This is a genomic window from Streptomyces sp. PU-14G (assembly GCF_041028275.1).
Lineage (GTDB): Bacteria > Actinomycetota > Actinomycetes > Streptomycetales > Streptomycetaceae > Streptomyces.
In genome coordinates this window covers 1-12,797 of the sequence record NZ_JASKYT010000220.1, presented here as the reverse complement: position 1 = coordinate 12,797, position 12,797 = coordinate 1, and the positions used below count along the sequence as shown (strand labels likewise).

The window sequence follows — 12,797 nt, the reverse complement described above, 5'->3', positions numbered from 1 at the left end:
CCCCCGGTTCCGCCGCCCGCTCCTCCCGCGCACGAGGCCGGGCGTCCATGTCCGGAGCGAACCAGGGCCGCCCCCGCCCTCCTGCACGTGCTCGGGGAACGGGGCCGGGGGCAGAGGTGGCGCCGGGGGTGCCGGTGTCGGCCGCCGAGCCCGCGTCGTCGTCCGAGCCGGTGTCCACGTCCGAGCCGGTGTTCGCATCGGAGCCGGTGTCCGCTTCCGAGCCCGTGCCGGCGTCGGAACGGTGTGCCGGCTGGGGACGACGGGGGTCCCGCGCGGCACGGAGCCGAGCCCGCAGACCGGTTGCGGTGCCTCGGCGCCTCGTACGGGCGCGCGGCGCGCGGGCCGGCGCGCCCGCGCCGGTGGACGGCCCCTCGCCGGTGGACGGCCCCTCGCTGGTGGGCCACCCCGCGCGGCGCTGTGCGCGGTGCGGGGTGGTCGTGGCGGTGCCCGGGCCGTCCGGGCCGCGCGGGCGGAGTCGGTCGACGACCAGCATGCCCAGCCGGAACACCACCGCGGGGACGACCACGCACAGCAGCACCCAGAACAGGGTGACGCCCCAGGGACGTGCGACCTCCCAGGGCTGCTCGGTCAGTACGCGGCGGTCCAGCTTGGCGGCGACCGTGTACCGACCGTGCGCTCCGGAGGCCAGCTCGACAGGCAGTTCGATCCGCGCCTTCTCGCCCGGGTCGACGGTGCCACGCCACCGCTGGCGCTCCCACTCCGGCGCCAGCACGCCGTGCGAGGTGCCCACCTCGAAGACCGGGTCCCTGGCACGGTCGGAGCCGAGATTGCCGACCGTCAGCACGAGCGTCCGCTCCTGCGGGGCGCCGAACCAGTTGAGCAGTCCGCCTTCCCCCTCCAGCCGTGCCGCCAGGACGGCCAGCCGCCCGCCGGTACGCCGCTTGGGCAGCTTCTCGACGGGGTGGCCCGCGACCTCGAAGGCCGCGTCCGCCGCCGCGTACGCACCTGTCACCGTCGCCGCCCGTACGACGCACGGACACGGTTTGGGCGGTTCGGCGACCGGGAGATCCTTGCTGAAGCGTCCGCTGCCGTCGGTGGTGACGGCCTGCCCCTCCGCGTTGGCGCAGGCGTTCGTGCCGCCGATCGCGTTCTGGCCGCACAGCAGGAGCGTGAGCAGGGTGTCGGGACGCCATCCGGTTCCCCGCACCGTGACGGTCGCCCCGGCGCCGGCCTCGTCCCTGGAGAGGGTGATCTTCGGCTCGTCCTTGTCGGCGACCCGGGACCCGGCAGAGCCCGGGACCCGAGCCGGAGCCGGAGCCTCGGCCTGGGTCCGGTCCTGGGCGGCCTGGGCCCGGGCCTCGCCCTGGGCCTGGGCGGCCTGGGTCTGGGTCCGGGCGGCCTGGGCCTGGGCCTGCGCCTGGGCCGTCGAGGCAGGCGTCAGGGCGGGGAGGGCGAGGCACGCCAGGACCGTCGCCAGGAGTGCGGCTCTGCCGGCGCGGGTCGGCGTGCCGTTGCGGATGCTGGTCGTTCTCACGTCACCGCTCCCGTCAACTCGTGGTGCTCGCCGCCGCCTTCGTCCCTGGCGCCGCCCCCGCGCACACCGGCGGGCACGTCACCGGAAGGGCCGGAGGCGTCCGTCGGACCCCCGTCGGCCCCCGCGCGCGGAGCGCCGTCACCCTCCGCCTTGCCGGCCCCAGAGAGCTCCGCCCGTCCGGCGCCGTTCCCGCGCCGCCTGCCCCGCAGGTACCAGCCCGCGCCCCCCGCCGCGGCAACGAGCAGCACTCCGCCACCCCAGCCCCAGGGGATCGCGGTGTAGGAGGCCGTGGTCTCGTCCCGGGCACCGCCGCCCGCCGTGACGGTGAGCCGCACGTGGGCCAGGTCGGCACGGGGCGGGTCCGCCCACCGTTCGTGCCGGGTGACGCGCTGTCCCGGCAGCAGTTCGAGAGGCAACTGATGTGCCGCGCGGCGCGTCAGCTCCCCGAACAGTCCGTCGGCGCGGAAGGCGAGGCGGGGGCGCAACGCGGTGTTCCCGCGGTTGACCAGGGTGTAGCTGATCGCCGCCGAGCCGTCGTCCCGCTCCCGGACGGACACGTCCTCCACACTCAGCGCGGCCAGGGACGGGCCGCTCACTCGCAGGTGCAGGCGGACGCCGGAGCTGCGCTCGCCGTCGCTGACGACGACGGCCGCGGGGTGGTCGCCGGGCACGGCGCTGTCGGGCACGGTCACCTGCAACGGGACGTCCGCGCGGGTGCGCGGCGGCACCTCGACGGTGTCCTGCGCGAGGTCGAGCCACTTCCCCGCCCCCTCGCTGCGCCCCTCGTCACGTACGGCGAAGCCGCCGTCGCGGGTGTTGTACGCGTCGGCTGCGCGGAGCCGGAACGTACGGGGCTCGCCGCTCTCGTTGGTCAGCGCGAGGGTGTCCTTCAGTACGGTGCCGGGCGGCCCCTCCAGGTAGAAGAACGGTCTGGCCGCGTCGGCGGTCGCCCCCTCGGGCGGCACTGGCGAGGCCGACCAGGACGCGTCGTCGGCCGCCGGCGCGGCCACGGCGGCTCCGCCGCCGAGCAGACAACTCGCGGCCAGCACGAGCCCGGAGCCCGCCCGCGCACCCCATCGAAGAGGCCTCCGGCGTGAGCGCGCCGTCCGCGCCGCGGCGTCACCGCGCCCACAGGATGCAGCACCCTTGGACACCACGGCACCCCCACGCTCCCCTCTGCCCATGCCCTCGATCCAACCGGCCCACCCCGCGCGTCGGCCCGCGCTCCGACCCGCGCGTCGGCCCGCGCTCCGGTCCGCGCTCCGGTCCGCACGTCGGCCCGCGCGCCGTCCCGGCCCAGCGCCCTGACCGGGCCGGGCACCTCCGTCGCCCGGCAACGCACCTCCGTCGTCCGGCAACGCCCCTCCGTCGCCCGGCAAGGCACCCTCATCCAGCCGGGCGTATCCGTCATCCGGCCGGGCACCTGCCTTCGGCCCGATGCTGCCGGACAACCGCGCCCCAAGACGTCCGCGCAGACCGGCGTCCTCCGCGTGCAGTGCCGTCTGCCGCGCCAGGGGCGGCTCCGTCCCGCCGCACCCGGGCAGTTCGGAGGCAGGCTCCGGCGACGGCTCGGCTTCCGGCCCCTCGGCGGGCCCGTGCCGTGGACGGGCCCGGCCGACGGCGACGTCGGGGTCGTCGGCGGCGGCTTGCCCACCGGGGGCCGGAGCGGGCGGCACCGGACCGACCGGCGCATCCCGTGCGGGGTCGACGCGGCCCCGCACGGTCAGTGCCGAACCGCGGCCTTGCGCCGCGTGATCCACAGCGTGCCGCCGATCCCGGCGAGCAGGACGGTGCCGCCGAGGGTGCCCAGGGCGACGGCGGAGTCGGCAGGTCCGGTCTTGGGCAGTTCCCCGCCGCCGGAGGCGGACTGGCTGCCTCCGCTCGCCGCGCCGCCGGTCGCCGCGTCGCCACCGCCGGAGGCCGCGCCGCCGGACGCGTCACCGCCGCCCGAACCGCCGTCGGAACCGCCGTCGGAGCCGCCGCCGGAAGCGGTCACGTCCAGGGTGAGCGAGGGCTTGGGGTTGTTCTTGGGCTGGCAGGTGGTGGTGGTGCCCAGCGCCTTGATGGTGAGCGTCCCGGCCGTGAAGGTCACCTTGCCGCTCTTCTTGGGCGTATAGGTGCCGGAGAGGTCGGGGATCTTGATCGGCGAGTTGGCGGGGATGGCCTTGTCGTTGGGCGGACCCTTCACCGCGACGTCTCCGGTCTCGGCACCGCCGAGCTTGATCTTGGCGCTGGGGTTCATCGCCCCCTTGCCGAGCTCGACGGGGCTGGAGGAGACGCCCTTCTCGAAGGACATGGTGAGCTTGTAACCGCTGCCGCCCTTGGTCGACTTGATGTCGATGGGTGAGACGGCGCCCTTGTTCCCGATGGGCGTCTTGCACTGGTAGTCGACGTCCACGGTGGTGGCGCTCGCGGCCGGGGCGCTCAGCAGGACGGCTGATCCGGCTACGAGGGTGGCCACGGCCGTGGCGGCGGCCGTGCGGGCGGGGCGTTGCTTGCTGTGGGACACGGGGGTTCCCCCTTCATCCGGACTCGCAAGTTACTGACGACACATCAGATTTGGCGCCGACAGTAACCCCGCCCCCTTGACGATGGAAGAGCGTCGGCAAGGGCGGGGCGAAAAGCGGGCCGGACACGCGGCGCCCCGCACCAGAGCCGGGGAAAACGCGAGGGCCCGGCGGCCACCGCGGCCACCGGGCCCTTCTCGCGCGAGAGCCCGCACGCCCGCGCCCGAGGGGGCGGGGCGGGGGATCCAGCGGGTCAGCTGGGAGCTGCCAGCTCCGCCCACACGGTCTTGCCGGGACCCTCCGCGTTGCGCACCACGCCCCAGTCGAGGCACAGCCGCTGGACGATGAACATGCCGTGGCCGCCGGGGCGCCCGGCACGGTGCGGGGTCCGCGGCGAGGGCGAACCGCTGCCGAGGTCGACGATCTCCAGCCTGAGCACCTTCGCGGTAGCGCCGACCCGCAGTTCCTCGGGTCCGCTGGCGTGCAGGCACGCGTTGGTGACCAGTTCGGAGACGACCAGCAGGACATCCTCGGCCGCGGCGCGCTGGTCGGCGGTGGCGGCCGGGAGCCACCCCCAGTCCTGGAGTGCCTGGCGGGTGAAGTCCCGCGCCCTGGGTACGGCGCCGCTGGCGCCGACGAGCCGCAGTCTGCGCACCTGCCGCATCGGCCGCCCTGCCTGGCGTGTGGCCCCTGCGGCGGCCGAGCCCGCACTCTCCGCAGCGGTCTCCATGGCGCCACTCCCCCCTTCGGGTTCGGGTGCGGACGTGGAAGCAGCCGCGGAATTCGAGATTCCGGATGTCGGCCCACGCCCAGTATCCGTTCCGGCCCGCACCTGCGCGTCAGCGCCCCCCGCCTGACCGGGCCCCGGCCGAGCGGAGTCCGACCAGGAGGAGCCCGGCAGCGCGGCGCCCCTCCCCCCGGAGTCCGGCCCCGCCGGATCCGGCTCCGCGCTCCCGGCCGCGCGGCATCCGCGGGCCGCGGTCGCCGGTGGGCCCTCGGGCTCCGGACCGCGGTCGCCCGCCGGTTGCGGCCGGGTGGTGCTCATCAGTGGTTCACCTCACCGATCACCGGTTACCGATTCGCCGTACCGCACACCACACACCGCACACGGCGGGCTGACGCGCTGTACACGAATGTCTGACAGATTCGAGGGACTCCTGCCCGGCCGCACCGCGAGAACACTTACGGATTCAGCCGGACCTGTGTGATGCGTGTAACGCGCTGGTCACGCATCGGGCTGCTGTGACGCGCCCGAGGGCCGTCGCAGGGCCGAGGCGAGGTCGTCGTGCACGGTGAAGACCGCGTTGGCCCCCGTGATCTCGAATACCCGCGCCACCACGGGAAGCATCCCCGCCAGGTGTACGGCGCCGCCCTCGGCCTCCGCCTTCAGCCGGGCTCCGAGCAGCACGTTCAGTCCGGTCGAGTCGCAGAACTCCAGCCGGGAGCAGTCCACGACCAGGCGGCTGTACCCCTCGTCGACGCTGCGCTCCAACGGCTCGCGCAGGAGCTCCGCGGTGTGGTGATCGAGCTCACCCTCCGGGGTCACCACGGCACTGCCTCCTTCGTGCCGTAGGTCGACCGTCAGCCGGCCCTGGCTCGTGCTGCCAGGCATCCCGCGGTCCATGCACACCCCTTCTGATCGCGTGAGGGCCTTCACTGCTTCCCCCGTCAAGCGGTTCGAACCCTACGCCTTCGACCGCTCTACCGGTACCCGAACATTAGACAGAACACACCAAAACCAGACACAACGAACTTGCTCTGGCTGTGGAGAAACAGGTAGGTCTAGTAGGGATACCGAACCAACGTCGGCCCTGGAGGCGCCGCACCCCGTAGTGCACGTCACGGCTTCGGCAGCCATATGCCGAGAAAACCATGGAGGACAGCCATGTCACCCCGGCTCGACAACGGGATATCCGACCCCGCTGATATGCAGGTCGCGACCGCTCCCGCCGTTCCGGAGCAGCACAGCCCGGACCGGCTGCCGGATACCCACCCCCTGCCCACCGACGCCCTCACAGGCGACCAGGCGAGCCCGGACGCGATCGCCGAGGCGGTCGAAGCCGACCTCTTCGAGCAGTTCCAGCTCCCTGAGATCCCACCCTATGACGAGGTCGGTCCGCTGGACGCGCGGGCCCTGTCCAAGACGCTCTTCCGGCGTCTGGAGACCCTCGAAGAGGGCACCCACGAGTACGCGTACGTACGCAACACGCTGGTCGAACTCAACCTCGCGCTGGTGAAGTTCGCCGCCTCCCGGTTCCGCTCGCGCAGCGAGCCCATGGAGGACATCGTCCAGGTCGGCACCATCGGCCTCATCAAGGCGATCGACCGCTTCGAGCTCGACCGCGGCGTGGAGTTCCCCACCTTCGCCATGCCGACCATCGTCGGCGAGATCAAGCGCTTCTTCCGCGACACGTCCTGGTCGGTGCGCGTACCCCGCCGCCTCCAGGAGCTCCGCCTCGACCTGGCCAAGGCGGGCGACGAACTCGCCCAGAAGCTGGACCGGGCACCGACCGTGGAGGAGCTGGCCCAGCGGCTCAACATCTCCACCGAGGACGTCGTCGAGGGCATGGCGGCGAGCAACGCCTACACCGCCAGCTCGCTGGACGCCCAGCCCGAGGAGGACGACACCGAGGGCGCTCTGGCCGACCGCATCGGCTACGAGGACCACGGCCTCGAAGGCATCGAGTACGTCGAGTCGCTCAAGCCTCTGATCGCCGAACTCCCGGCCCGCGACCGCACGATCCTCTCGCTGCGGTTCGTGGCGAACATGACCCAGTCGGAGATCGGTGAGGAGCTCGGCATCTCGCAGATGCACGTCTCCCGTCTCCTCTCCCGCACCCTGGGCAAGCTCCGCAAGGGGCTGATGATCGAGGAGTGACGCGGGGCGCCCCACGCGGCGACGCGTGTGCGGCCCACTCCGTGTGCCGAGGGCCCGGCCGGACGGTGACCACACCAGTCCGGCCGGGCCCTCGGCCTTCCCGCACGGTGCGCGCCGTCGCACGGTGCGCGCCGTCGCACCGTGCCAGCGCACCACCACCCGCTGCGCCACCGCCCGCTGCGCCGCCAGCCGCTGCGCCACCGCCCGGTGTGCCCCGCGGCTCAGTCCGCCCGCAACGCGCTGTCCAGAATGCGTTCGAGTGTCGTCAGGTCCGCCTGCGAGAGGCCGCGCAGAGCCGGAGGCGGCGTGTCGGAGACACGAGCCATCGCAGCCGCAGCCCGCGCCCCCTGCTCGGTGACCTCGACCAGCTTGGACCGCCGGTCCGCCGGATTCGGCTCCCGCGTGACGTGGCCGCGCTGCACCAGGTACTCGACGGTGAGGGTGGTGTGCGGCGCGTCCGCGAACAGGCCCGCCGCCAGCGCGCTCAGTGTGAGGGGGCCCTCGGCGGCGATGTGGCGGAGCGCCTTGGCCCGGAAGTAGCTCATGCCCAACTCCTCGGTCACCCGCGTACGGACGTCGGCCACTTCGAGGACGAGGGCGCGCAGGTCGCGCCAGACGCGCACGGCCGACGGGTCGGCAACCGGGTCCGCCGGCGGATCGGCCGACGGGGTGGCCGCCGGGTCGGCCGACAGTCCCTCGCGATCCCGCGGGCCTCCGGGGTGCGCTGCGCTCATCCCGCCGTCCCCTTCCCGCCCGTACGGGCCGAGTGGGCCACCGGGCGCGCGGCAGGCCCGGTGGAAGCGTCCGTGGACTCCTCCAGCAGGTGGGCCGCGCGGCGCGCCGTGCCCCGGGCCCAGCGGCCCGTGGTCGCCGCACCGAGGGCGAGGACCGCCGCACCGCAGCCCGCGATGATCCACCAGGCGGTGCGCTGCGCGTCCTGGAACCCGGCCGCGCCCCTCAGCCCACCGCCCGCACCACCCGCGCTCGCACCGGCCATCACCGCACCGATCACGGCCACCCCCAGGGAGGAGCCGACCTGACGGCTCGTCGAGGCGACCGCCGCCGCGACCCCTGCCTGCGCCCGCGGCATACCGGAGACGGCGGCGTTGGTGATGGGCGCGTTGACCAGGCCGAAGCCGATGCCGAAGAGGACGTACCCGATGAAGAGCACCCCGAGCGGCAGATCGGCGGAGGCGGTACGGGCGAAGAGCACCCCGCAGGCCGCCAGGCCCACGCCCGCCGCGAGCAGCGGCAGTCTCGGCCCGCGGTTGCCCACCAGGCGGCCGGAGAGCGGTGCGAAGAGGAGCGTCATGACGGCCATGGGCAGCATGCACAGACCGGCGTGCAGCGCGCTCATGCCCCGTACTTCCTGCAGGTACAGGGAGGTCAGGAACAAGAAGCCGCCCAGCGCGGCGAACGCGCACACCGCGGTGGCCGTCGCTCCGGCGAACGGGACGCTGCGGAAGAAGCGCGGGTCGATCAGCGGTTCGCTGCGGCGCGCCTCGTGGAGCGGCAGCGCCACCAGGGCGAGGAGGGCGACGGCGGCGCAGCCCAGCACCAGCGGCGAGGACAGCCCCCGGTGCGGGCTCTCGATGATGCCGAAGGTCAGGCCCACCAACAGCACGACCATCAGGGCCTGCCCGCCGGGGTCAGCTCTGCGGGCCTGCGGCGCGCGGGACTCGGGAACGTACCGCGTCGTCAGCAGCATGGCGGCCAGCCCCACCGGCACGTTGACCCAGAAGATCGCCTGCCATCCGCTCACCTGGACGAGCAGCCCGCCCAGCAAGGGGCCCGCCGCCATGCTGATGCCGACGACGCCGCCCCACACGCCTATCGCGCGGGCACGCTCGCGCGGCTCGGTAAAGGTGTTGGTGATGATCGACATCGCGACGGGGTTGAGCATCGAACCGCCCACCGCCTGCACCGCTCTGGCTGCCACCAGCCAGCCGAGCCCCGGCGCGAGGCTGCACAGCAGCGAACCCAGCACGAACAGTGCGAGTCCCCAGCGGAAGACCCGTCGGCGGCCGAGCCTGTCCGCCGTCGAGCCGGCCAGCATCAACAGGCCCGCGAGCACGAGGGTGTAGGCGTCCACCACCCACTGCAGTCCGGAGACGGACGCGCCCAGGTCCGCCCGGATGTCCGGGAGCGCCACGTTGAGCGCCGTCGTGTCGACACTGACGATCAGCAGCGACATGCAGCAGATCGCCAGGACGAGAAACCGGCGGCGCGGGGAGAGCTTGGCGTCCGCCCGCGGGCCGGCGTTCGCCCGCGCGCCCGCGCCCATGTCCGTCTCCGCGGCCGTCTCGGTGTCCGTCGTGGTGTCCGTCTCGGTGTCCACATCCCTGTCCGCGCCCGCGTCCGCGCCCGTCAAGTGGCCCCCCTGGTTGGTTGTACGGCTACAACAGTTATGACTCTACAACCAGTCACCGACAACGCCGCCTGCCCCGCCTCTCGGGCCGGGGCAGGGGGCGCGGCCTACTCCCCCGGGACGACACGGGGGCCGCCTCAACCCCTGGTTCGACACGCAAGGTGAAACCTGGACGGGATGTGCCGCGGCCTGCGGTTTCCTACCGTCGAGGGGACACCGAGGACGGCTCGGACCGACCGGGGGACGACACGTGCACACCTGTCAGAAGGACCACGCGGACACCAGCGGCACCGGGGAAGCGGCGGCCTACCGCCGTGCGCTCTTCGCCCGCATCCAGAGCTTCATCTGGCAGCACCTGGGCGACCCGGGCCTGTGCCCCGACGCGATCGCCGCGGCCCACCACATCTCCACCCGCAGCCTGCACCGGCTCTTCCAGAGCCAGGGCTGCACCGTCAGCGCCTGGGTACGCCGCCAGCGTCTGGGGCGCGCACGCCGCGACCTGGCCGACCCGCGGCTGGCCGGCCACACCATCCAGGCGATAGCCGCCACCTGGGGCTTTCCCCGCCCTGCGGACTTCACCCGGACGTTCCGCGCGGCCTACGGTGTCGCTCCGCAGGACTTCCGCGCCGGGGCGCTACGGGTCTCCTGAGCGGGGCCAGGAGACCCGGGGGCCCGGGGCCGGTTCACCAGGTGTCGCCCCAGTCGGTCTTGCGGGCGGCACGGTAGGTGTCGGCGCCGTCGCGTCTGGTGACGGTGCGACGGGTGAGGCCGCCCTCGGGCGCGCACAGGTCCAGGAGCACCTGGCCCTTGCGGAGCAGCGGTTTGCGGACCACGCGCGCCGGGCCACCGGCGCCCGCGTCCTCGCCGAGGTCACCGAAGTCACCGAGGTCGCCCCGCACGGCTGCCACATAGCTGTACTTCTCGTCCTCGTAGGCGAGTTCGCCGCCCTTCACGCGCCGGTGGAGGGAGGAGCGGGCGACCCGTACGGCGAAGTGGCACCAGTCCTGTCCGACCACGAGGGGGCAGGTGCCGTCGTGCGGGCAGGGCGCCAGGACGCGCAGGCCCGCCGCCAGCAGCGCGTCGCGGGCCTCGCGGATGCGCAGGTAGCCGTCCGGGGTGCCGGGCTCCACGAGGACGACCGCGCCCCGGGCGGCCCGGGCCGCCGCGTCCACGACCGCGTGCCGGTCGTCGGCGTCCAGCTCGCCCAGCACGTACGAGGCGGTCACCAGGTCGGCGGGCTCCATGGCCGGCACGGAGCCGCGCAGGGACCCCGCACGCCAGGCGGTCGCCTGTACGGCGTCGGCGCCCGATGCCAGTTCGCGGCCGAGGTCGAGGGCGGGCTCCGCCCAGTCGAGGACCGTCGTCGGCCGCGGGGCCGTCCGTGAGGTCTCCCACACGCGTGCCGCGGCCCATACGGCGGCGCCGGTCCCCCCGCCGATGTCCAGGTGGGAGGCGGGGGCCCAGCCCGGGGCCCGTTCGGCGAGGGCGTCCAGCGCGGCGGAGGCGGCGGCGAAGGTGGCGGGCATGCGGTAGGCGGCGTACGCCACCGCGTCCGCCCGCCGGCGCAGTACGGGCGCGCCGGTGGGCGTCTCGCCCCGGTAGTGGCTGATCAGCCGCTCCACGGCGGCCGACGCCTGCCGCGCGGGCAGCCCGTCCACGAGGGCGGCGAGCGCGCCGCGCAGTTCTTGCTCGATCACTACGACAGTGTAGGAAGTCGCGGCGTGTCGCCCGGCGCCTCACCCCAGCCACCCCGCGTCCCGTCCCGCCCCAGGAGCCCGGCGCGGCCCAGAGGCCTGCGGGGCCCAGACCCGGCGCGGCCCAGGAGCCCGGCGCGGCCGAGGCGGCCCGCAGGCTCCCCCGCGCCAGTACCCGTCGGCAGTACGCCCTCGGCGCACGCCCCCGCCGCATACCCTCAGCTTGTTCTCCAACGTCCGCTCGCCTTGGTGACCGACGAAGGGGATATTCGTTCGCTGTGTCTTGCGACCACCGGATACTGCCACCAACCGTGAGTGGATTGCCCAGGCCGGCCTGGTGATCGAGCGGGAGGAGTTCATCCCAGAGGGCAATGGCGGACATGCCCTGTTCTGGGCATACCGCCCCTGACAGTCCAAGGTGACTGAGCTGGGCTCGGTGAGTCTGCCGCCGCCCGAACTTGTTCCTCACGCGAGCATTCACCAGACGCTGAAGCGGCCTTCGCCTGATCATGTGCTCCGACCGAGGTGCACGTGACTGTCCTTTGACAGCGAAGTGGGTCGCTCTGCTCGCGTTGGCCTGCGGCGACTGGATTGGTTGGCAAACGATCAGGTGAGGCGGGTCGGCCACCGGTGTGGGATGGGTGGCCCTTGTCGCCGTGCTGGGTGTCCCTCCGTCACATAGGGAGCGAGAACAGTCGTACTGGCCCTGAGGGCCAGCGGGCGTCGCTGTGGAGGGGCGTCACCATGGTCCGCAGTGGCATGGTCACCAGACGGCCTTCAGGTTGTTCGACGAGTACGTCCATGTCGAGAGGGTGCCATCCCAGGCGCTGGTAGAGCGGCACGAGGGGAGGCCGGCAGAACAGGAGTGCGTGCTGAGGACCCATCGTGCGGGCGTGCTCGAGGGCAGCTGTGACGACGAGCCGAGCCAGGCCCTGACCTTGCATGCCGGGTGCGACGGCCACCCCGCCGACGCCCACCACCTCTGTCTTGGTGTCGCCGATCGCGACAGGCAGTCGCAGCAGGCCAGCGTGTGCCACGAGGCGGTCTTCGTGTCTGATGCCGAAGTGTTCTTCTTTCGGCAGCCAGGTCAGACCGGTCGAGCCGACACCGAAGGGATCATCGCTGTTGCCGAGGATCTCTTCCTGATCCGCCTTGGTGTACTGGGAGAGCCGCATCACAGTCGGTGCCGCAGAGGATCGGTTGTCAGGCATTTCCACATGATGATCTCTCCGCCGAGTACTGGCCAAGCGATTCCTCGGCCGACACTGGGCGCTGTCGGCTCCCGATCGGCAAGCGGTGTCAGGACTCACTGATGCAGCCAGCGGGCCGTGGGCGGGTTCGGAAGTAGACGTGGATGGAGGAGTAGGACACGGAGATGTCGTGGTCGTCCATGAGCCGGGTCCAGATCTCTCTGCGGTCGAGCTCGATCCGCTCATCAGCGCGGACATCCACGACCACCGCCGAACCGTCCATCCGGAGCCCCGAACAAACGCCGGGCACCCCGCTACGACGTGGGCAAAACCGTCGGCCGCGAGAAGACTCTCATCGCCCTGCACCGGGCGAAAGGTCGGGGGACAAGCTCAGCGCACCGCCCGGGCCAGCCTGGTGGCCGCCGCCGCGCGGGGACGGCTGTCGGCGGGCCTGCGTACCGGGTGCACCGTGTTGGCGAGCAGCACCAGGAAGGTGTCGGTGGCGGGGTCGAGTACGAGGCTGGTGCCGGTGAAACCGGTGTGCCCGGCGGCCCGGGAGCCCGAACCGGGGCCGGCGTCGGGGCCAGGTCCGGCGTCGGGGCCGGGGCCCCCCCCCCCCCCCCCCCCCCCCCCCCCCCCCCCCCCGCACCAGCCTCGTACTCGAC

Annotated in this window: 11 protein-coding genes and 2 pseudogenes; 2 read left to right on the top strand and 11 right to left on the bottom strand. The window is 73.4% G+C overall.

Features of this window, described 5'->3' with window-relative positions:
• Positions 1–457: 457 nt before the first annotated feature.
• From AB8Z75_RS23005 to AB8Z75_RS22985, 5 genes and pseudogenes are all read right to left on the bottom strand, one after another.
• Positions 458–1,495: pseudogene (locus tag AB8Z75_RS23005) on the bottom strand (neocarzinostatin apoprotein domain-containing protein); the annotation flags it as partial.
• Entirely contained in the window at positions 1,492–2,505 is a 1,014-nt protein-coding gene (locus AB8Z75_RS23000; protein ID WP_369204945.1) for a DUF916 domain-containing protein, read from the bottom strand. The gene AB8Z75_RS23000 and the pseudogene AB8Z75_RS23005, both read right to left, overlap by 4 nt.
• Positions 2,506–3,218: 713 nt before the next feature.
• A complete protein-coding gene (locus AB8Z75_RS22995; RefSeq protein ID WP_369204943.1) occupies positions 3,219–4,004 on the bottom strand; it encodes an LPXTG cell wall anchor domain-containing protein in 786 nt (261 codons plus the stop codon).
• 251 nt (positions 4,005–4,255) lie between these two features.
• On the bottom strand, positions 4,256–4,732 hold the full coding sequence (locus tag AB8Z75_RS22990; protein ID WP_369204941.1) for an ATP-binding protein: 477 nt from the start codon (positions 4,730–4,732) through the stop codon (positions 4,256–4,258).
• A 495-nt stretch (positions 4,733–5,227) separates the two neighbouring features.
• Entirely contained in the window at positions 5,228–5,626 is a 399-nt protein-coding gene (locus AB8Z75_RS22985; RefSeq protein ID WP_369204939.1) for an STAS domain-containing protein, read from the bottom strand.
• 261 nt (positions 5,627–5,887) lie between these two features.
• Here AB8Z75_RS22985 and AB8Z75_RS22980 point away from each other — a divergent pair, with 261 nt between their 5' ends.
• Complete coding sequence (locus tag AB8Z75_RS22980) at positions 5,888–6,880, top strand: RNA polymerase sigma factor SigF (protein WP_369204937.1); 993 nt, start codon at positions 5,888–5,890, stop codon at positions 6,878–6,880.
• A gap of 221 nt (positions 6,881–7,101) precedes the next feature.
• Here AB8Z75_RS22980 and AB8Z75_RS22975 read toward each other — a convergent pair whose 3' ends face one another.
• The gene (locus tag AB8Z75_RS22975) at positions 7,102–7,614 is read right to left on the bottom strand and encodes a MarR family winged helix-turn-helix transcriptional regulator (RefSeq protein WP_369204935.1); all 513 of its coding nucleotides are present in this window, start codon (positions 7,612–7,614) and stop codon (positions 7,102–7,104) included.
• Positions 7,611–9,164 carry an MFS transporter gene (locus AB8Z75_RS22970; protein WP_369204947.1) on the bottom strand — a complete coding sequence of 518 codons (1,554 nt, stop codon included), beginning with the start codon at positions 9,162–9,164 and terminating at the stop codon, positions 7,611–7,613. The genes AB8Z75_RS22975 and AB8Z75_RS22970 overlap by 4 nt, the downstream gene beginning before the upstream one ends.
• 334 nt (positions 9,165–9,498) lie before the next feature.
• Between AB8Z75_RS22970 and AB8Z75_RS22965 the strand changes: the two genes are divergently transcribed.
• On the top strand, positions 9,499–9,897 hold the full coding sequence (locus AB8Z75_RS22965; RefSeq protein WP_369204933.1) for a helix-turn-helix domain-containing protein: 399 nt from the start codon (positions 9,499–9,501) through the stop codon (positions 9,895–9,897).
• A 34-nt stretch (positions 9,898–9,931) separates the two neighbouring features.
• Here the strand turns inward: AB8Z75_RS22965 and AB8Z75_RS22960 are convergent, their stop codons facing one another.
• The 4 genes and pseudogenes from AB8Z75_RS22960 to AB8Z75_RS22945 form a co-directional block, all read right to left on the bottom strand.
• On the bottom strand, positions 9,932–10,945 hold the full coding sequence (locus AB8Z75_RS22960; protein WP_369204931.1) for a small ribosomal subunit Rsm22 family protein: 1,014 nt from the start codon (positions 10,943–10,945) through the stop codon (positions 9,932–9,934).
• Between the two features lie 671 nt (positions 10,946–11,616).
• A complete protein-coding gene (locus AB8Z75_RS22955; protein WP_369204929.1) occupies positions 11,617–12,153 on the bottom strand; it encodes a GNAT family N-acetyltransferase in 537 nt (178 codons plus the stop codon).
• Between the two features lie 88 nt (positions 12,154–12,241).
• Complete coding sequence (locus tag AB8Z75_RS22950; protein WP_369204927.1) at positions 12,242–12,400, bottom strand: hypothetical protein; 159 nt, start codon at positions 12,398–12,400, stop codon at positions 12,242–12,244.
• Between the two features lie 122 nt (positions 12,401–12,522).
• Positions 12,523–12,708: pseudogene (locus AB8Z75_RS22945) on the bottom strand (serine hydrolase); the annotation flags it as partial.
• Between the last annotated feature and the right edge of the window lie 89 nt (positions 12,709–12,797).